15 protein-coding genes are annotated in these 18,213 nt (G+C 65.6%); 6 read left to right on the top strand and 9 right to left on the bottom strand.

What is annotated here, in order from left to right; all coding sequences use genetic code 11:
- The first annotated feature begins 149 nt into the window (after positions 1-149).
- Complete coding sequence (locus tag CAG22_RS03945) at positions 150-1,100, top strand: site-specific integrase (protein WP_085704492.1); 951 nt, start codon at positions 150-152, stop codon at positions 1,098-1,100.
- Here CAG22_RS03945 and CAG22_RS03940 read toward each other — a convergent pair.
- Entirely contained in the window at positions 1,090-2,007 is a 918-nt protein-coding gene (locus tag CAG22_RS03940; RefSeq protein WP_256582412.1) for an SMP-30/gluconolactonase/LRE family protein, read from the bottom strand. The two genes, CAG22_RS03945 and CAG22_RS03940, sit on opposite strands and share 11 nt — an antisense overlap.
- Positions 2,008-2,212: 205 nt before the next feature.
- On the opposite strand from CAG22_RS03940, the gene CAG22_RS03935 reads away from it, so the two are divergent.
- Positions 2,213-3,142, top strand: coding sequence for a LysR substrate-binding domain-containing protein (locus CAG22_RS03935; RefSeq protein WP_085704488.1), 930 nt, complete (start codon positions 2,213-2,215; stop codon positions 3,140-3,142).
- A gap of 141 nt (positions 3,143-3,283) precedes the next feature.
- Here the strand turns inward: CAG22_RS03935 and CAG22_RS03930 are convergent, their stop codons facing one another.
- Both CAG22_RS03930 and CAG22_RS03925 read right to left on the bottom strand, forming a co-directional pair.
- The gene (locus CAG22_RS03930; RefSeq protein ID WP_085704486.1) at positions 3,284-4,423 is read right to left on the bottom strand and encodes a glycerate kinase; all 1,140 of its coding nucleotides are present in this window, start codon (positions 4,421-4,423) and stop codon (positions 3,284-3,286) included.
- Between the two features lie 224 nt (positions 4,424-4,647).
- Positions 4,648-5,745: a sugar diacid recognition domain-containing protein gene (locus tag CAG22_RS03925; RefSeq protein WP_025339054.1), complete on the bottom strand. Its 1,098-nt coding sequence runs from the start codon at positions 5,743-5,745 to the stop codon at positions 4,648-4,650.
- 163 nt (positions 5,746-5,908) lie between these two features.
- Here CAG22_RS03925 and CAG22_RS03920 point away from each other — a divergent pair, with 163 nt between their 5' ends.
- The 4 genes from CAG22_RS03920 to CAG22_RS03905 all read left to right on the top strand — a co-directional run bounded on the left by CAG22_RS03920 (position 5,909) and on the right by CAG22_RS03905 (position 11,369).
- Positions 5,909-7,237, top strand: a complete 1,329-nt coding sequence (locus CAG22_RS03920) for an MFS transporter (RefSeq protein WP_085704484.1) — start codon at positions 5,909-5,911, stop codon at positions 7,235-7,237.
- A 198-nt stretch (positions 7,238-7,435) separates the two neighbouring features.
- Positions 7,436-8,956 carry an FAD-dependent oxidoreductase gene (locus CAG22_RS03915; RefSeq protein WP_085704482.1) on the top strand — a complete coding sequence of 507 codons (1,521 nt, stop codon included), beginning with the start codon at positions 7,436-7,438 and terminating at the stop codon, positions 8,954-8,956.
- A 71-nt stretch (positions 8,957-9,027) separates the two neighbouring features.
- The gene (locus CAG22_RS03910) at positions 9,028-10,038 is read left to right on the top strand and encodes an aldo/keto reductase (protein ID WP_085704480.1); all 1,011 of its coding nucleotides are present in this window, start codon (positions 9,028-9,030) and stop codon (positions 10,036-10,038) included.
- Positions 10,039-10,271: 233 nt separating this feature from the next.
- Entirely contained in the window at positions 10,272-11,369 is a 1,098-nt protein-coding gene (locus CAG22_RS03905; protein ID WP_085693200.1) for an alkene reductase, read from the top strand.
- A gap of 146 nt (positions 11,370-11,515) precedes the next feature.
- Here the strand turns inward: CAG22_RS03905 and CAG22_RS03900 are convergent, their stop codons facing one another.
- The 6 genes from CAG22_RS03900 to CAG22_RS03875 all read right to left on the bottom strand — a co-directional run bounded on the left by CAG22_RS03900 (position 11,516) and on the right by CAG22_RS03875 (position 18,114).
- Positions 11,516-12,496, bottom strand: a complete 981-nt coding sequence (locus tag CAG22_RS03900) for an LLM class flavin-dependent oxidoreductase (protein ID WP_085693201.1) — start codon at positions 12,494-12,496, stop codon at positions 11,516-11,518.
- Between the two features lie 100 nt (positions 12,497-12,596).
- Positions 12,597-13,508 carry a LysR family transcriptional regulator gene (locus tag CAG22_RS03895; RefSeq protein ID WP_085704477.1) on the bottom strand — a complete coding sequence of 304 codons (912 nt, stop codon included), beginning with the start codon at positions 13,506-13,508 and terminating at the stop codon, positions 12,597-12,599.
- Positions 13,509-13,584: 76 nt separating this feature from the next.
- Entirely contained in the window at positions 13,585-14,277 is a 693-nt protein-coding gene (locus CAG22_RS03890) for a TraX family protein (protein WP_085704476.1), read from the bottom strand.
- A gap of 3 nt (positions 14,278-14,280) precedes the next feature.
- Positions 14,281-15,357 (bottom strand): metal-dependent hydrolase, encoded by a 1,077-nt coding sequence (locus CAG22_RS03885; protein WP_085704474.1) that lies wholly within the window; start codon positions 15,355-15,357, stop codon positions 14,281-14,283.
- A 252-nt stretch (positions 15,358-15,609) separates the two neighbouring features.
- On the bottom strand, positions 15,610-16,860 hold the full coding sequence (locus CAG22_RS03880; protein ID WP_085704472.1) for an OprD family porin: 1,251 nt from the start codon (positions 16,858-16,860) through the stop codon (positions 15,610-15,612).
- Positions 16,861-16,914: 54 nt separating this feature from the next.
- On the bottom strand, positions 16,915-18,114 hold the full coding sequence (locus CAG22_RS03875; protein ID WP_085704470.1) for a benzoate/H(+) symporter BenE family transporter: 1,200 nt from the start codon (positions 18,112-18,114) through the stop codon (positions 16,915-16,917).
- Between the last annotated feature and the right edge of the window lie 99 nt (positions 18,115-18,213).

The following is an 18,213-nucleotide window of genomic DNA, read 5'->3' as shown; positions in this document are numbered from 1 at the left end:
CTGGACCTGCAGGCAGCGCAACCCTGTGGGAGCGGCCTTGTGTCGCGAAAGGGGCGCAAAGCGCCCCCGACAATCCCGCCAGCATCGCAGCCAGGACAGGCAACCCATTTCGGTTTATCGTGTGCCCATCATCCACTCGCCCCCGCACCATGACCGACATCGAGCGCTACCTCCGCGCCGCCACCCGTGACAACACCCGGCGCAGCTACCAGGCCGCCATCGAGCATTTCGAAACCCACTGGGGCGGTTTTCTGCCGGCCACGGCCGAGAGCATCGCCCGCTACCTGGCCGACCACGCCGACCAGCATGCCGTCAGCACCCTGCGCCAGCGCCTGGCGGCGCTCAGCCAATGGCACGTCGCCCAAGGTTTCCCCGACCCGACCAAGGCGCCGCTGGTGCGCCAGGTGCTGCGCGGCATCCGCACCTTGCACCCGACACCGCCCAGGCAGGCCGCGCCGCTGTTGCTGCAGCACCTGCAAAGCGCAGTGGAATGTTTCGAAGAAGAAGCCCGCCTGGCCCGGGAACAGCATGACCTGGCCACCCTGCGCCGGGCGCGTCGCGACGCTGCGCTGCTGTTGCTGGGCTTCTGGCGCGGTTTTCGGGGTGATGAACTGGCACGCCTGCGCGTGGAGCACATCCAGGCCGAGGCTGGTGTCGGCATCACCCTGTTCCTGCCGCGCAGCAAAGGTGACCGCGAGGCCCTGGGCATACAACACCGCACCCCGGCCCTCAAGGCCTTGTGCCCGGTCACGGCCTACCTGCAATGGCTGGAAGTCGCCGGCATCGCCCATGGGCCGGTGTTCCGCAAGCTCGACCGCTGGGGCAACCTCGGCGACACCGCGCTCAACAGCAACAGCCTGGTCGGCCTGCTGCGGCGCATGCTGGAACGCGCCGGGGTACCGACGGCGCTGTATACCGGCCACTCGCTGCGCCGTGGCTTCGCCACCTGGGCCACGGCCAACGGTTGGGAGTTGAAGGCGCTGATGAGCTATGTGGGCTGGAAAGACGCCAAGTCGGCATTGCGCTACATCGACGCGGCACAGCGCTTTGGCGAACTGGCCGTGCTACCGGCCAGCCAGGCGCAAAAGCTCATTCCTTGAAGGTGTGGCGGGCGATGCCGCCAATTTCCGGGCTGATGGCATACAGGTCGCCAGCGTCGGGGTAATGGTGCAGGTCTTCGGCACTCATGCCGAAGCGCGCGGTACTGATGAACAAGGTGTTCATCCCCGCCCCGCCAAAGCAGCAACTGGTGGGGCACGGCACTGGCATCAGCACCTGGTCGGTCAGGTGGCCGTTGCTGTCATAGCGCAGCAGGCAACTGCCATGGTACTGGCACACCCACAGGCCGCCTTCGCGGTCCAGCGCAAGGCCGTCCGGGCGCCCCAGTTCGGCAGGGGTTTCGGCAAACAGGGTGACCGCACCAAGCCGGCCTTCGGCCAGGTACCTGGCGCGGTAGATCGAGCGCGCCGCCGAATCGACGAAGTACACCGTGTGGCCATCCTGCGACCAGGCCAGGCCGGTGGGCAACGCCATGTCGTCGTGGATCACCTGGTCGCTCAACTGCCCGTCAAAGCGGAACAGCGCCCCGGTGTTGCCACTCAGGGCATCGTCCATCAGCCCGGTTACGAAGCGGCCCTGCGGGTCGCAGGCGCCGTCGTTGAAACGGTAGGTCGAACGTGGGTGAACCGAGACCGAATGCCGGCGTACCTTGCGCAGCGGTACGTCGAAGATGGCCACGCTGGCGTCTTCGGTGAAAATCAGGTTGCCCTGGTCGGTCAACGCCAACGCGCCGATGCGTGCCGCGGATTCGTACAGGCATTCGGCTTCGCCATCGGGTGTCAGGCGGTTGATCCGCCCGCCTGAGATATCGACGAAGTACAACGCGCCGCTGCATTCATCCCAGACCAGGCTTTCGCCCAGGTCGGCGCGGGTGTTGGCGACGTTGACTGGCACATGGCTGCATGCCTTGAGGCGATTACGCAGTTCGCCCACCTCCGCCAGCGTCATGGAACAGGCCAGTCCCAGGCCCTGTGCGGCATCGGTGAAGACCGCAACGTTGTCGTGGAAAGGCTCTGTGACGGGCATTTGCTGGCTACCTTCGATTCTCCTTTCTACGATAACAACAAAAAAATCAATGACTTAATATTAAAAGCATGTAACTTTGATATCTCATGGATATCACCGCCGGTTCACCGGGCCGAAGGACCGCAGGATGATCGAGACACGTTTGCTTCGGCAGTTCGTTGCCGTGGCAGAAGAGCTGCACTTCCACAAGGCCGCCGAGCGCCTGCACATGGCGCAACCACCGCTGAGCCAGGCGATTGGTCGCCTCGAGGACAAGCTCGGTTTCAGCCTGTTCCTGCGCAACAAGCGCGGGGTACGGCTGACTGCTGCGGGCACGGCCTTCCTCGACACCGCCTACCGCACGCTGGCCGAGCTGGAACAGGGCATCGAGTATGCGCGCAATGTGTCCGCCGGCATCTGCGGCAAACTGGACATCACTGCCATTTCCATCGCTTATTACGAGTCGCTGCTTACCACCTTGCGCCGCTTTCGCGAGGCGTACCCGAACGTGCAGCTGACCATTCGCGAGATGCCATCGGCCTCGCAGGCCAAGGCCCTGCTGGCCGGTGAGGCGGATATCGGCTTCATGCGCAGGCTGCCGTTGCCGGCTGGCACCCTCGAGTCACGGTTGCTGCTCGACGAGCAAATCGTCATGGCCCTGCCCGCCCGCCACGCCAAAGCACAGGAAGGGGCGGTAGACCTGCGCGAGTTCGCCGATGAGGATTTCGTCTTCACCCCGCAAGCCCTGGGCAGCGGCTACCACGCGCAGTTGACGGCGCTGTGCGAGGCGGCGGGTTTCTACCCCAGGGTGGTGCAGGAAGCGGCACAGGTCCACACCCTGCTCGGCCTGGTGGCCTGTGGTTTTGGCGTGGCCCTGGTGCCGGCCTCGTTCATCGGCTCCATACCGCGCGAGCGCGTGCAGTTCCGAGCAATCCTGCCAATCGACGACCAGCCCACCCCGGGCCTGGGCTTGTACATGAAATGGAACGCCCGGAATGCTTCACCGGCGCTGGCCAACTTCATTGCCATGTTCGAGAACCTGGGCGGGGCGGCGTCCCAACTTGCCCGCTCCCAGTAACCGCGCTTCTGAACCTCGCATAAAACCTGTGGGAGCGGGCATGCCCGCGAACACCGGCGAAGCCGGTGCCATGAAACCGCAGTGCCTGTTTCGCGGGCACGCCCGCTCCCACAGGGTTCACCGCCAGTATCTGGATCTCGATCAAGTTCGAGTTGCGCAGCGCCACAGCCGCCCGATATCACAAGCCCGCGCCCGCAGCAGCCCAGCGGCATTGTCACATGCCTGCTCCAGGCTCATCGGCCCGCTGGCCAGGGCAAAGGCAGCATCGACACCATGGGCATACAGCTGCTGGTAGCCTTCACCCAAGGTCCCGGCCAGCACCACCACCGGCACCCCGTGGCGCTTGGCAACCCGGGCCACGCCCATCGGTGTCTTGCCACGCAAGGTCTGGGCGTCGAAGCGCCCTTCGCCGGTCACCACCAGGGCTGCGCCCTGCACCAAGGCATCCAGGCCGGCCAGTTCGGCCACCACTTCCACCCCAGGGCGGAACTGCGCGCCCATGAATGCCCGGGCCGCAAACCCCATGCCGCCGGCAGCGCCACAGCCAGGGTAGTCCCGCACATCCTCACCCAGCAGCAGCGCACAATGGTCGGCAAAATGCCCCAGGGCCTGGTCCAGCGCCTGCACCTGCTGTGAGTTGGCGCCCTTCTGCGGGCCGAAGATCGCCGAGGCGCCATTGGCGCCACACAGCGGGTTGTCGACGTCTGCTGCGACTTCGAACTGCACCTCGGCCAGGCGCGGGTCGAGGTCGCTGGCATCGATGCGGGCCAGCTTGGCCAAGGCCAGGCCGCCCTCTTCCAGCGCTTGCCCATCGGCGTCCAGCAGGCGCAGGCCCAGCGCCCGCAACATGCCGCTGCCCGCGTCGTTGGTGGCGCTGCCGCCGATGGCCAGCACTACCCGTTGCGCGCCGGCGGCCAGGGCAGCGGCAATCAGCTCGCCGGTGCCCCAGGTGCTGCTGCGGCAGGCATCGCGCTGGCCTGGCGGCACCAGCTGCAGGCCACTGGCCTGGGCCATTTCGATGATCGCCGTGCGGCTTTGCGGCAGCCAGCCCCAGCCCGCCTCCACGCTTTGCCCCAGCGGCCCGCGCACGGTCTGACGACGCAGTTCGCCGTGGCTGGCAGCGAGAATCGCATCCATGGTGCCTTCGCCACCGTCGGCCATCGGGCACTCGACCAGCTCGGCCTCCGGCCAGGCCTCGCCCAGGCCCGCCGCAATGGCGCGGGCGACACCGGCAGCGTCGAGGCTGTCCTTGAACGAGTCGGGGGCAATGACGATCTTCATGGGGTTTCTCCTGTCCTGATGAGCGGCATGCTGACAGGTGGCTGCCAAGGAGGCCTCGGTCAAATGCACAAAACGCCGGGCGGGTTGTTTGGGCAGATGCCTTCGCGGCTGCCTCCACCTTTGTAGGAGCAGCCTTGTGCTGCGAAGAGGCCGGTACAGGCAACAGATGTGCATTGTCAGTACGGGCCTCTTCGCAGCACAAGGCTGCTCCTACATGTCTCATGTCAATCGGCAGGCAGCAGCTGCAACCCCAGGTAGAGGCTAAGCATCCCTTCCATGCGCAGCGGGTCGACCTCGCCCAGCTCGGCAATCCGCTCCAGGCGGTAGCGCAGGCTGTTGCGGTGGATGCCCAGGGCATCGGCACAGGCCTGGCTCTGGCCGTCATGGGCACACCAGGCGCGCAGGGTGGTGAGCAACTGCCCACTGCTGTCCTTGCTGCGAATACGCTGCAACGGCTCCAGCAATTCATCCAGCGCATCATCGTTGCGATGCCGCCACAGCAATGCCGGTAACCGGTAGCGTTGCAGGCTGAGCAGGCGCTCGCCCGGCAGTACCTCGCGCCCATAGGCCAGCAGGTCGCGCACCCGGCGATAACCTCGGCGCAGTTGCTCCAGGCTTTGCGCGGCACTGCCCAGGGCCAGCCGCTCCACTTCCCAGCCATGGCGCTGCAGGCGTTCCAGCAGGCGAGGTTCGTCCAGCACCACGCCTGCCGGGCGACACCACAACAACGACTGGCGGGCCGGGCTTACGCACCAACTGTCCGGGTAGCGGCTCATCAACCATGCCGCCAGGGTTTCGGCGGCTGGCCCCGAGGCCAGTTCGAACAGGCACGGTACCCGTGGCAACTGGGGTTTCAGGCCCAGTTGCCGGGCCTCGTCGAGCAACCGCGGAGAATCGCCGCTGCCGCCCAGCAGCAGGGCCAGCAAATCGTCACAGCGCTGCCGTCGCCATTGCTGGTCGGCCTGCAAATGGCGCTGGGCCAGCAGCATTTCGGCGGTCATGCGTACCAGTTCACCATAGGTACGCACTTGCTGCGGGTCACCGGTCAGGCCGAGTACACCCATCAATCGGCCATCCAGCATCAGCGGCAGGTTCACCCCGGGCTGCACGCCCTTCAGGCATTTGGCCGCGTCGGTATCCAGTTCGACGATGCGGCCGTTGGCCAGCACCAGTTGCGCGCCCTCGTGGCGGGTGTTGATACGCTCCGGCTCGCCACTGCCAAGGATCAACCCCTGGCTGTCCATGACATTGACGTTGCATGGCAGAATGGCCATCGCGCGGTCAACGATATCCTGCGCCAGGTCATGGTCGAGTTCGAACATTGAACGGTCCTTTGGGTGTCAGGGTTTTGGGCTCGGGCACAGCAGCCCGGTGCAAGTGCTGTGCAAAAGCACAAAGACAGGCACGCCGCAGTCCCCGAGACTCGTCAGAGCGAGCGCCGGAACAGGCGACGCGGCGACAACCATAACAACAGAGAACCCGATCATGGCATACAGCCCCGCCCCTGACCAAGGCACGGACACCAACCGCAACGCGCTGTACCGGCGCATCACCCTGCGGCTGATTCCGTTCATTTTCATCTGCTACCTGTTCAACTACCTGGACCGCGTCAACGTCGGCTTTGCCAAGCTGCAGATGCTCGACGCCCTGAAATTCAGCGAAACGGTGTACGGCCTTGGCGCCGGCATCTTCTTCATCGGCTACGTGCTCTGCGGCCTGCCGAGCAACCTGGCACTCAACCGCTTCGGCCCGCGGCGCTGGATCGCGCTGATGATGATCGCCTGGGGCAGCCTCTCCACCTGCCTGCTGTTCGTCACAACACCCACCGAGTTCTACGCCCTGCGCCTGCTGACCGGCGCCGCCGAAGCCGGCTTCTTCCCGGGCGTGGTGCTGTACCTTTCGCGCTGGTTCCCGGCGGCCCGGCGCGGTCGCATCATGGCCCTGTTCATGTCGGCGATCCCGGTTTCGGGCCTGCTCGGCGGGCCGTTCTCCGGCTGGATCCTCCAACACTTCGCCGCCGGCCAGCACGGCCTGGCCGGCTGGCAATGGATGTTCCTGATCCAGGGCCTGCCGACCGTTGCCCTGGGTGTACTGGCGGTGCTCCTGCTCAGTGACGGCTACCAGAAAGCCGCCTGGCTGAGCCCGGCCGAACGTCAGCTGATCGCCACCGACCTGGACGCCGATGCCGCCAGCAAGCCGAGCACCACCGGCGACGGCGTGCTCGCCGTGCTGACCAACCCGCTGATCTGGACCTTCGGCTTTGTCTACTTCTGCATCCAGAGCGGTGTGTACGCGATCAACTTCTGGCTGCCGTCGATCATCAAGAACATGGGCTTCGACAACCCGCTGCTGATCGGCTGGCTCAGCGCCATCCCGTACCTGCTGGCCGGCGTGTTCATGATCCTGTGCGGGCGTTCGGCCGACCTGCGCAACGAGCGCCGCTGGCATCTTGTGGTGCCGATGCTGATGGGCGCCATCGGCCTGCTGATCGCGGTCAACTTCGCCGGCAACCCGGCCATCGCCATCCTCGGCCTGTCGATCGCCACCATGGGCGCGCTCACCGGCCTGCCGATGTTCTGGCCGATGCCCACCGCGCTGCTCAGCGCCGGCGCGGCTGTCGCGGGCCTGGCGATCATCAACTCGGTGGGCCAGATGGCCGGTTTCCTCAGCCCGTACCTGGTCGGTTTCATCAAGGACCAGACCGGCTCGACCGATGCCGCGCTGTATTCGCTGGCGGCGTTGATCGTGCTGGGTAGCCTGGTGGCCTTGCGGGTTACCCGGGCTGGTGCGCTGAGTACTGCAAGGGCCAGTTGAACCCATTCGCGGGCTCGCCCGCTCCCACAGGATCACCACAAGCTCGAACACTGTGGTATCCCTGTGGGAGCGGGCAAGCCCGCGAAGAGGCCAGCCCAGGCCACATAAAATCCACACCCTCCACCGATCGTCAGCTCAACGCATCCCCTCCCCAGCCCAGGCGTCAAATGGTTCCAAAGGTCCCTTTGGAGAACCCCCATGACCCAGCACGCCGTGGCCCGCCTGGCCCAACTCGACGAACACCGCCCCCTGCGCGTCCAGGCCGGCAGCGAGGAGATCATCCTCATCCGCCAGGGTGACCAGGTGCACGCCTACCAGGGCAACTGCCCCCACGAAGGCGCGCCACTCAATGAAGGCGTGGTGTGCGGCGGCCTGCTGGTGTGCCCCTGGCACAAGGCCGCGTTCGCCGTGGACGAGGGCGCGGTCTGCGAGCCGCCGGCCCTGGCCGACCTGCGCCGCTACAAAACCTGGGTCAAGGGCGACGAGGTCTGGGTCGACGACCAACCCCTGCCCAGAACCGAGCCGCCCCGCCACAGCGACGCCCGCTGTTTCGTGGTGGTCGGCGCCGGTGCCGCGGGCAGCGCCGCAGTCGCCACCCTGCTGGCCCATGGCTTTGCCGGCCGCCTGGTCTGGGTCGATCAGGAGCGCCAGCCAGCCTACGATCGTACTTCCCTCAGCAAATTCGTGATCGCCGGGCAGATGCCGCCCGATGAAGTGCCGGCCCTGCTCGACGCCGACGCCCTGCGCAAAGGCCAGCTGGAGCGCAAGCATGGCAAAGTCCGCACCCTGAACACCCAGAAACGCCAGATCATCCTGGCCGACGGCCAGCAGATCGACTATGACGCCTGCCTGCTGGCCACCGGCGGCAAGGCGCTGCGGCCCGATATCCCGGGCGTCGACCTGCCCGGGGTATTTACCCTGCGCTCACGGGAAGATGCCGCACACCTGCTGGACGCTGCCGAGCCCGGCCAGCCGGCAGTGATCGTCGGCGACGGTTTCATCGGCCTTGAGGCCGCCTCGGCCTTGCGCAAGTACGGTGTGCAGGTGCACCTGGTCACCCGCCATGAGGTCCCCCTGGCCCGGCAGCTGGGCGAGCGCATCGGCCGTAGCATCCGCGAGTTGCACGAACGCAAGGGGGTCACCTTCCACGGCCCCACCGAGGTCGAGCGGATCGAGGGCCAGGGCAAGGTCGAGGCCGTGCTGCTGGCCAACGGTGAACGGCTACAGACGCCATTGGTGCTGCTGGGCACCGGGGTCAGACCGGCGACCGCTTTCATCCAGGGGGTGCTGCTGACCGAAGACAAGTCGGTGCAGGTCGACGCTGAAATGCGCGCTGCAGATGGCCTGTGGGCCGCAGGGGATATCGCCACCTTTCCGCTCAGCGGGCGCCCGGTGCGTATCGAACACTGGCGCCTGGCCCAGCAACATGGGGTGATCGCCGCCGCCAACATGCTTGGCGAGCAGCGCCGCTATGCCGACGTGCCGTTCTTCTGGACCTACCAGCACGGCCGCACCTACGAAGTACTGGGCCACGCCCGGGACTGGAACCATATCGAGTTCGTCGGCGAACCGGAAAAAGGCGACTTCATCGCCTTGCAATGCGTGGATGAGCGGGTCGAGGCGGTCATCGCCAAGGGCTATTCCGATGCCATGGCGACGCTGTCGCAACGCCTGAAGCGCCCGTTGACCTTGCAGGAGGCCTTGGCGCTGATCGGTTGAGGCTGCCTTTCATTGCGCCCCGGTTGTGTGTAAAACGGGTAGATCAGCCGACTGCACAAGGACCCAAGCGCATGATCTACCGCCCCCTCGGCCACAGTGGCCTGCAGGTTTCCGCCCTTACCCTGGGCAGCATGATGTTCGGCGAGCAGACCAGCACCGAGGACGCCCTGCGCATCATCGACAAGGCCTGGGACCAGGGCATCAACTTCATCGACACCGCAGACGTGTACAACGCCGGGCGCGCGGAGGAAATCGTCGGCGAAGCGGTGGCTCGCCATCGCCAGGACTGGATCGTGGCCAGCAAGGTGGGCTTCGGCCCGGCCGATGGCCTGCCCAACCGCAGCGGGCTGTCGCGCAAGCACATCTTCAATGCCCTGGAGGCCACGCTGACGCGCATGGACATGGACTACCTGGACATCTACTACCTGCACCGCGAAGACCACAAGGTGCCGCTGGAAGAAACCGTGCAGGCCATCGGCGACCTGCTGCGCCAGGGCAAGATCCGCTACTGGGGCGTGTCCAACTTCCGCGGCTGGCGCATCGCCGAGGCCTGCCACATTGCCGAGCGCCTGGGCGTGCCCAGGCCAGTGGTGAGCCAGCCGCTGTACAACATCGTCAACCGCCAGGCCGAGCCGGAACAGCTTACCGCTGCGGCAGCCCATGGCCTGGGCGTGGTGCCGTTCAGCCCGCTCGCGCGGGGCGTGCTCAGCGGCAAGTATGCGCCGGGGGCGGTGCCGGATGCCGGTAGCCGGGCCGGGCGCCAGGACAAGCGCATCATGGCGGTGGAATGGCGCCAGGAGTCGCTGGCCATTGCGCGGCAGATCCAGGCCTATGTCGAGGCCAAGGGCGTGGGTATCGTCGAGTTCGCGATTGCCTGGGTGCTGAACAATCGGCTGGTCAGTTCGGCGATTGTCGGGCCGCGTACGGAAGAACAGTGGGATACCTATGGCGGCGCGCTGGCGGTGAAGATTACCGCGGAGGATGAAGCGTTCATTGATTCGCTGGTCACGCCGGGGCATTCGTCGACGCCGGGGTTCAATGATGTGGCGCATTATGTGAGTGGGCGGTTGGCCCGTAGCTGATCGTTCTCCTGTCCTGGCCTCTTCGCGGGCACGCCCGCTCCCACAGGATCATCACAGCCTGGGGAATTGTGGGGTCCCTGTGGGAGCGGGCGAGCCCGCGAAGAGGCCGGAACAGGCAGTGCAGAAGCATCAGGAACAGCCATTGGGGAGCCCAATGCCGGGCTCCCGGTCCCCCCTTTCCCCAATCACCTCGGTATCGTGCGCACCATTGGTTTTCCACCTCTGGAGCAGCAATGAAACTCTTGCAACCCCTGAAAGTCGGCCCGCTCACCCTGCCCAACCGGGTATTCATGGCCCCCCTCACCCGCCTGCGCAGCCTCGAGCCGGGTGACGTACCTACCCCGCTGATGGCCGAGTACTACCGCCAACGCGCCAGCGCCGGGCTGATCATCACCGAAGCCACGCAGATTTCCTTCCAGGCCAAAGGCTATTCCGGCTCGCCGGGCATCCACAGCGCCGAGCAGATCGCCGCCTGGCAGCGTGTCAACGAAGGCATCCACGCCGATGGCGGCCATAGCGCCGTGCAGGTGTGGCACACCGGGCGGGTATCGCACACTTCCCTGCAACCCGGCGGCGAAGCACCGGTGGCACCTTCGGCGCTGCCGGCCGCTGCCCGCACTACCCTGCGTGACGAGCACGGCAACCTGATGCGTGTGGAAACCTCTGCGCCGCGGGCGCTGAGCGAGGCGGAAATCGCCGGCATCGTTGCCGACTTCGGCCAGGCGGCGGCCAATGCCTGTGAAGCCGGGTTCGACTTCATCGAACTGCACGCCGCCCACGGCTACCTGCTGCACCAGTTCCTCACCCCCAGCGCCAACCAACGCGAAGACCGCTACGGCGGCAGCGTCGAGAACCGTGCGCGTATCGTGCTTGAAGCAGTGGACGCGGCGATTGCCAACTGGAGTGCCGAGCGCGTGGGTATCCGTGTGTTCCCGCTGGGTGGTTTCAATGGCGTGGACAATGGCGAGGACCAGGAAGCCGCAGGCCTGTACCTGATACGCGAACTGGCCAAGCGCAACCTTGCCTACCTGCACCTGTCCGAACCGGACTGGGCCGGCGGCAAGCCGCTGCGTGACGAATTCCGTCAGGCGATTCGTGCGGCCTACCCGGGGGTGATCATTGCTGCCGGTGCCTACACCGCCGAGAAAGGTGAAGACCTGATCGGGCGTGGCTTGATCGATGCCGTAGCGTTCGGGCGCAGCTTCATTGCCAACCCGGACCTGGTAGAGCGGCTGCGGGTGCAGGCGCCGTTGAATGCGCACCGGGCGCAGTTCGATTATGCCAATGGGGCTGAGGGGTATACGGATTATCCGTTCCTCAAGCAGGCTTGATGCTGAAAAAGGGAGCTCATGTGCTCCCTTTTTTGTTACCTGTGCCGGCCTCTTCGCGGGTGAACCCGCTCCCACAGGGATCCCACAAAGTTCAAGTCTGTGGTGATCCTGTGGGAGCGGGTTCACCCGCGAAGAGGCCGGTAGCTTTAACCCAGCTGCGCCAGGGCCTGCGCGGCATAGGCATGCGAACGCTGCCGCGCCAGCGGGTCGTGGATGCGGCAGTCGATCATCAGTTCATCCGCGCCGGTCTGCTCGATCAGCGTGCGCAACCCTTCCCTTACCCGCTCCGGCCCGCCGGCCACGGTGCAGGCCATCACCTGCTCAAGTACCGCGCGCTCATGGTCCGGCAGGCTCTCGACATAACCCTCCTGCGGCTTGGGCAGCAGGCCGAAGCGCCCGACATGCAAGTCCAGCATCCATTTGCGATGGGAGCTGGCCAGGTAATCCGCCTCGGTGTCGCTATCGCCGGCGAACAGGTTCATGCCCACCATCACATACGGCTTGGCCAGTTGTGCCGAAGGCTGGAAGTTGGCCCGGTAGTGGGCAATGGCCTGCAGCAGGTAGCGCGGGGCAAAGTGCGAGGCGAAGGCATAGGGCAGGCCCAGTTTCGCTGCCAGGTCGGCGCCGAACAGGCTGGAGCCGAGGATCCACACCGGGATGTCATGCTTGCCCGGCACGCCGCGCACGCGGCGCTGGCCGTTGTCGGCCAGGTAGTCGCGCAGCTCGGCGATGTCCTGGCTGAAGTCGCGCTCTGGCGCAGCACCACGCAAGGCGCGCACGGTCGGCCCGGAGCTGCCTGGCGCACGGCCGAGGCCCAGGTCGATGCGGCCAGGGTGCAGGGTGTCGAGCGTGCCGAACTGCTCGGCCACCACCAGCGGCGCATGGTTGGGCAGCATGATGCCACCGGCGCCGACGCGGATATGCCGGGTGGCGTTGGCGATTTCGTTGATGACCAGTGACGTGGCGGCCGAGCCGATGCCCGGCATGTCGTGGTGTTCGGCGATCCAGTAGCGGCTGTAGTGCTGTTGCTCGACATGGCGCGCCAGTTGGCGGGACTCTTCGATCGCGTCGGCGAAGGTCTTGCCTTCGCCGATCATGACCAGGTCCAGTACGGACAGTGCAGTCATGGGGTCTCCACAGGGATTATCAGTGACTGCCAGTTTCCCTGCTGCGCAGCCAGTGATAAACCCGGCTTCAGGCCCGGCATAGGGGCCTGCCATTCCCCAATCAGTATTCCCAGGGCACGCCCGGTTCCCAGCTGGCTACCAGCAGGTCGATGAAGCCGCGTACCCGTGGCGACAGGTGGCGCTTGCTTGGGTAGACGATGCGAATCGGGTCCGCTGGCGGCCGATAGGCTTGCAGCACCTCCACCAGGGTGCCGGCGCGCAGGTCGTCGCCGGTAATGTAGGTGGGCAGGTGAATCAGCCCGAAACCCGCCCGCGCGCCGTCTAGCATCGCCTCGGAGCTGTCGATGTTCAGCCGCCCGGGGTCTTCGCACAGGTGCAGCCCCGCTTCGGTATGGAAGCGCCACGGCATGGCCTTTTCGCCAGCCAGGAAGGCGATCTTGTCGTGGCCGTAGAGGTCGCTGGGCACCTGCGGTACGCCGCGTGCGTCCAGGTATGCGGGTGAGGCGCAGGTGACGAACTGCTGCCAGGCCAGCGTGCGCGTCAACAGTTGCGAGTCTTCCTTCGGTGCGCCGATACGCACCGCAACGTCGATACCCTCCTCGACCAGGTCGACGAAACGGTCGGTGAAGCGGATATCCGCGCGCAGCTCGGGCCACTGCTTCAGGTAGCGGTCGAGAATCGGCAGCACATGGCGCTGGCCGAACGACAGGGGTGCTGTCAGGCGCAGGGTGCCGGTGGGCTTGCCACGGCGCTGGGCCATGGTGCTTTCCACCTCGTCCAGGTCATCCAGAATCTGCCGCCAGCGCTCGTAGGCCACCAGGCCCTCGTCGGTCAGGCTCAGCTTGCGCGTGGTGCGGTTGAGCAGGCGCACGGCCATGCGCGCCTCCAGGCGAGCGATGCTCTTGCCCACCGCCGAACGCGTCAGGCCCAAGGTGGCGGCGGCGGCGGTAAAACTGCCGGCCTTCGCGGCGCTGACGAAGGCGGCGATGTCGCCGAAGCGGTTGGGTTCCATGGGGGTTCCTGAGTCTGGTGCGGCCGGTTTAGATGGGTATGGATTTGTGAAATGCAAGCAGGACCGTCGAGAGCGATCAAGCGAGGACCTTGATCACCAATAAATGCACCGGATAGAACAGGTAGCCCCAACGTCCCACTGCTGGCACCCGCCAATCATCATGACGCAGCAACAGCAACCCGACCGGAATCGCCAAGGCTGCAGCAATCAGCGTCAGCACGGTAATGGGCGCCAACAGATGTTCCCGCAACCAACTGTTGGTCAGGTTCCCACCCATGGCCAACAGGCAAGGCAACACCCAGGCCGCCCCTCCCTTGCGGCGGGCCATCAACCAGGCGCCCGGTAGCATCACCCCCGGCAGCCCGTACATCAGCTGTTCGCTGAACAACCACCCTGCAAGCAGACCGGCAACGCCAAGAACGCGCGCCGACCTCGACGGATGATGCACGCCCCAGGCAACCAGCAAGCCCAACACCAGGGTCGGCATCACGCTGAACGTTGGCGAACCACTTTCCAGCCAACGGTATACAGGCTCCGACAGCACCGCGAACACCAGCATCAACCCCAGATAACGCAGGTTGCCGCGGGTATACAGCGCCCCGCCCCTGGCACGCCCCACATTCACTGCAATGGCCAGGCAGAACAGCGGAAACGCCAACCGGCCCAGTACGAACAGGCCATCGGCAGCAGGCCACAGGAAACGCAGGTGGTCGGCAACCATGGTCAGCATCGCCGTCCACTTGACCAGGTCCAGCCCGGCTGATCGCATGCCTCAGCGCCCGGGCTCGACTGTGGCGGGCCCCAGGTAGCGGTCGGTCCAGGCAGCCAGCGGCAAAGGTGGCTGCTGCTCGACGATCCGTCGCCAGATCAGCATCAGGTCGTCGCCGTTGAACGCCGCCCCTGGTCCAGCGCCCTTCCACATCGACGGCACATCGGCAATCCAGTGCCCCTGGCTGTCACGGTGGGCCATGTTGAAGCGGAACGTGTAGTTCCCCGGAATGCCCATGCGCAGGTCGCTGACTACCAGCGCATCGCCGACCTGGTCGTAGCGCAGCCAGTCATCGGTGAACCAGCGCAAACGCTGGTGCAACGGGTGCCCGGCCAGCGCTTGCGCCAGCTGCAGATTACGCGGCAAACGCTGCATTTCTGGCGCTTGCTGGTCGAACCCGCTGCTGATGCCTTCGTAGTAATCACCATCCGGGGTCTTGGCCAGCACCCGCCAGACCAGGCTGTTGAAGGCTATCGGCACGGCACGTACCTGGCTGACGGCGATGCCCTGGCGATCGAGGGCAGCCTGGAAACGCTGCTCGGCCGCCATGCGTCCGGCCAGGCCGAAACCCAGGTAGGCTACGCTGAATACCAGGGCCAAGGTGAGTAACTGCGTAGCCTTGCGCGTCAGCCCTTTGATGATTGCGTAGATCACCGCGGCCAGCAGCGGCACGGTGTAGACCGGGTCGATGATGAACACCGCTGCCCAGCTTTCCGGGGTGGCCTGCAAGGGCCAGAACAACTGCGTGCCGTAGACCGTGAAGGCATCGAGCAGCGGGTGGGTGACCAGCACCAGCCAGAACGCCAGGAACAGCCTGGGCAAGGTATAGCCTTTGCCTGGCCAGCACTTGTTGACCAGCCAGGCCAGCAGCAAGGCCAGCCCGGTGAGCACGAACAGGGAATGAGAAAAGCCGCGGTGGTAGGTCATCTGCGACACCGGGTCGGCGTAGCGGATGATCACGTCCAGGTCGGGAAGCGTGCCCAGCGCCGCGCCATACAGCAGCGAGCGGCGGCCCTGGATGCGGCCGAGTACGGTACCTTGCAGGGCCGCGCCGAGTACGGCCTGGGTGATGGAGTCCAAGGGTGGCATTCCTGAAAGGGAGGTTTCCGGAAGCTAACTTCATCCGGGCCCAATGCGCAATTCTTCTTGAAGGTGCATCTGTAACGGGCTACCTGCACTGGCCTCATCGCCGGCAAGCCAGCTCCCACCCCGACCGCGTTGACCTCAAGGTATGCGCTATCCCTGTGGGAGCTGGCTTGCCGGCGATGAGGTCAGTGCAGGCAACATAAGACAGCTGCTCCCACCGGGTTTGCACATGCCTCTATGGATGATTCAGAACAACTGCCAGGTGTACACCAGCGTCAAGCGGTTCTCGTCGATGTCGCTGCGGTAGTTGGACCGGGCCATGGCATTGCGCACCCGGATCCCCAGCCCCTTCAGCACCCCGCCCTGCACGGCGTAACCGATGTCCAGGTCGCGCTCGCGGTCGCGCCCTTCATAACCCAGCCCGGTGTCGACATTGTTGCCGGTGATGTAGCGCACGGTGGCCGTCAGCCCCGGCATGCCCATGGCCGCGAAGTTGTAGTCGTAGCGCACCTGGTACGAGCGTTCGTCGGTGTAGGCGAACTCATAGGTCGGCACTTCGTTACCCAGCGGCGAGATGTTGGCGAATACCCGTGGGAACGGGCTGTCGCCATAAATGCCCTGGTAGCCCGCATGGAAACTGTGCCCGCCATGCCGGGCCGTGAACATCGAGAAAAACGCCTGGTTGTCGATGTTGCCGAGCAACGCATCGCCATCCTCGCGTGCAGTGAAATACCCCAGGTTGGCGCTGAGCACCCAGTTGCCTACGGGCTTGCTGTGCTTGAGGCCGACAAAGCCCTGTTCATAGATGTCCTCCAGCTGCCCGTACCACAGGCTGACGCTGCTCTGGTTGGCATTGAACGCATAGTCCCCGCCCAGGTAGTTGAAGGCATCGCTTTCTGCCTGGCGCATCGGCACATGGCCGAGCATGGCGTTCATCTTGCCGTCGCCGCCTTCGTTGCGCAGGTGGGTGCTTTTCAGGTGCCCGGCCTGCACGGTCAGGCCGTCGATTTCCGCCGAACTCAGGCTTGCGCCCTGGTAGGTGGGAGGCAACAGGCGGATGTCGCTGAAGGTCAGCACCGGCAGGTTGGGTTGCAGTTCGCCGACGCGCAATTCGGTCCTGGACAACCGGGCCTTGAAGGTGGGCGCCAGGCGGCTGTATTCGTCGGCGGCGCGGCCATCGCCGTGCACCGGCAGCAACCCGGTGTTGGTGCGGTCGGGGCTGCTGTCGAGCTTGATGCCCAGCAGGCCCAGGGCATCAATGCCAAAGCCGACTGTGCCCGGGGTGTAGCCCGACTTGAAGTCGAGGATGAAGCCCTGGGCCCACTCCTCGGCCTTGGATTGCCGGTTGGCCCCGACGATGTCGGAGAAGTCGCGGCTGAAGTAGTAGTTACGGGCACTCAGGGTGGCCTTCGAATCTTCGAAGAAGCCGCCTTCGGCGGCCAGCAACGGTTGGCTGAGCAAAGTCAGGCCCAGGGCGACGCAAGGGGTGTGGTTCATTCCGAAGCTCTCTTGATCTTGTTTTTATGGGTAAAGCGTTGGAAGCACGGCGGTTCATGGGGTACGACGCAGCACCTCCCGGGCACGTGGCTGGCGCAGCCTGAGCAATCCATGGCTCAGCAGGCCGAACAGCAGGCCCCAGAACGCTGCCGACAGGCCCAGGAAGGCCACCCCCGAAGCGGTGACCAGAAAAGTGAACAGCCCGACATCGCGCTCGGTTGGTTCCGCCAGGCTGCGGGCCAGGGCTTCGCTGATGGCGCCATAAAGGGCCAGCCCGGCCAGGGCGGCGACCAGGGCGGCGGGGAATGCTGCGAACAGCGACATCAGCGTGGCCCCGGCGATCCCCAGCAGCAGGTACACCGCACTGCCAGCCACCGCCGCGACATAGCGCCGCCGTGGGTTTTCATGGGCTTCATGGCCGGTGCACAGGCTGGCGGTGACCGCCGCCAGGTTCAGCCCGTGGCAACCGAACGGTGCCAGCGCGGCACCGGCCAGGGCGCTGGCACTGATGATCGGGCTGGCCGGCGTGGGGTAGCCGGCGTTGCGCAGCACCGCCATGCCCGGCATGAACTGCCCGGTCAGGGCCACCAGCACCAGTGGCATTGCCAGGCTGAATACCGCTGCCAGGCTGAACTGCGGGGTGACCCACTGCGGCGACGCCAGCTCCAGCACCAACGCCTCGCTACGAAACGCCCCGCTGGCCACGGTCACCACCGTGCCCACGCACAGCACCGCCGCCACGGCGTAGCGCGGCTGCAGCCGGCGCATCAGCACGTAGGTGACGAACATTGCCAGTACCAGCAGCGGTTGCACCGGCAAGGCGCGGAACACCTCGATGCCGAAGCTGAACAGGATGCCGGCCTGCATGCCGGCGGCGATGGAGCCCGGCAGGCGCGCGATGATGCGGTCGAAGGCCCCGCTGATGCCGATCAGCAGCAGGACCAGGTTGGCAACCAGATAGGCGCCAACGGCCTGTTCCAGGCCCAGTTGCGGCAAGGCGGTGACCAGCAGCGCCGAGCCAGGGATCGACCAGGCGATCACCACCGGCACCCGATACCGCAGGCTGAGCAGCGCGCCGAGCACGGCGCTGCCCATGGACACTGCCCAGACCCAGGAGGACAGTTGCCGATGGGACAGGCCGGCGGCTTCTGCGGCGTGGAAGATGATTACCAGGGGGCCTGCGTAGGAGATCATCGTGGCGATGCAGCCGGCGACGATGGCGGACAGTGAACTGTCCTTGATCAGGGTTTTCATGGCACCTCTCGCATCGGTGATGTATGGCAAGGGCTGCGCCCTTGATCGCCGGCAAGCCAGCTCCCACAGGGATCACACAGGTTTCAGCCCTATGGTGAT

This window comes from Pseudomonas sp. B8(2017) (genome assembly GCF_002113575.1).
In the GTDB taxonomy this organism is placed as follows: Bacteria; Pseudomonadota; Gammaproteobacteria; order Pseudomonadales; family Pseudomonadaceae; genus Aquipseudomonas; species Aquipseudomonas putida_Z.
Note: the sequence above shows the minus strand (reverse complement) of the source record. Positions and strands in the feature narration are given on the sequence as shown.

Coding starts and splice junctions, on each gene's coding strand:
- CAG22_RS03890 (WP_085704476.1), bottom strand. CDS start 14,277: ATGCGATCAGCCGGGCTGGACCTGGTCAAGTGGACGGCGATGCTGACC.
- CAG22_RS03945 (WP_085704492.1), top strand. CDS start 150: ATGACCGACATCGAGCGCTACCTCCGCGCCGCCACCCGTGACAACACC.
- CAG22_RS03895 (WP_085704477.1), bottom strand. CDS start 13,508: ATGGAACCCAACCGCTTCGGCGACATCGCCGCCTTCGTCAGCGCCGCG.
- CAG22_RS03875 (WP_085704470.1), bottom strand. CDS start 18,114: ATGAAAACCCTGATCAAGGACAGTTCACTGTCCGCCATCGTCGCCGGC.
- CAG22_RS03880 (WP_085704472.1), bottom strand. CDS start 16,860: ATGAACCACACCCCTTGCGTCGCCCTGGGCCTGACTTTGCTCAGCCAA.
- CAG22_RS03940 (WP_256582412.1), bottom strand. CDS start 2,007: ATGACGCTGGCGGAGGTGGGCGAACTGCGTAATCGCCTCAAGGCATGC.
- CAG22_RS03930 (WP_085704486.1), bottom strand. CDS start 4,423: ATGAAGATCGTCATTGCCCCCGACTCGTTCAAGGACAGCCTCGACGCT.
- CAG22_RS03900 (WP_085693201.1), bottom strand. CDS start 12,496: ATGACTGCACTGTCCGTACTGGACCTGGTCATGATCGGCGAAGGCAAG.
- CAG22_RS03910 (WP_085704480.1), top strand. CDS start 9,028: ATGATCTACCGCCCCCTCGGCCACAGTGGCCTGCAGGTTTCCGCCCTT.
- CAG22_RS03935 (WP_085704488.1), top strand. CDS start 2,213: ATGATCGAGACACGTTTGCTTCGGCAGTTCGTTGCCGTGGCAGAAGAG.
- CAG22_RS03915 (WP_085704482.1), top strand. CDS start 7,436: ATGACCCAGCACGCCGTGGCCCGCCTGGCCCAACTCGACGAACACCGC.
- CAG22_RS03905 (WP_085693200.1), top strand. CDS start 10,272: ATGAAACTCTTGCAACCCCTGAAAGTCGGCCCGCTCACCCTGCCCAAC.
- CAG22_RS03925 (WP_025339054.1), bottom strand. CDS start 5,745: ATGTTCGAACTCGACCATGACCTGGCGCAGGATATCGTTGACCGCGCG.
- CAG22_RS03920 (WP_085704484.1), top strand. CDS start 5,909: ATGGCATACAGCCCCGCCCCTGACCAAGGCACGGACACCAACCGCAAC.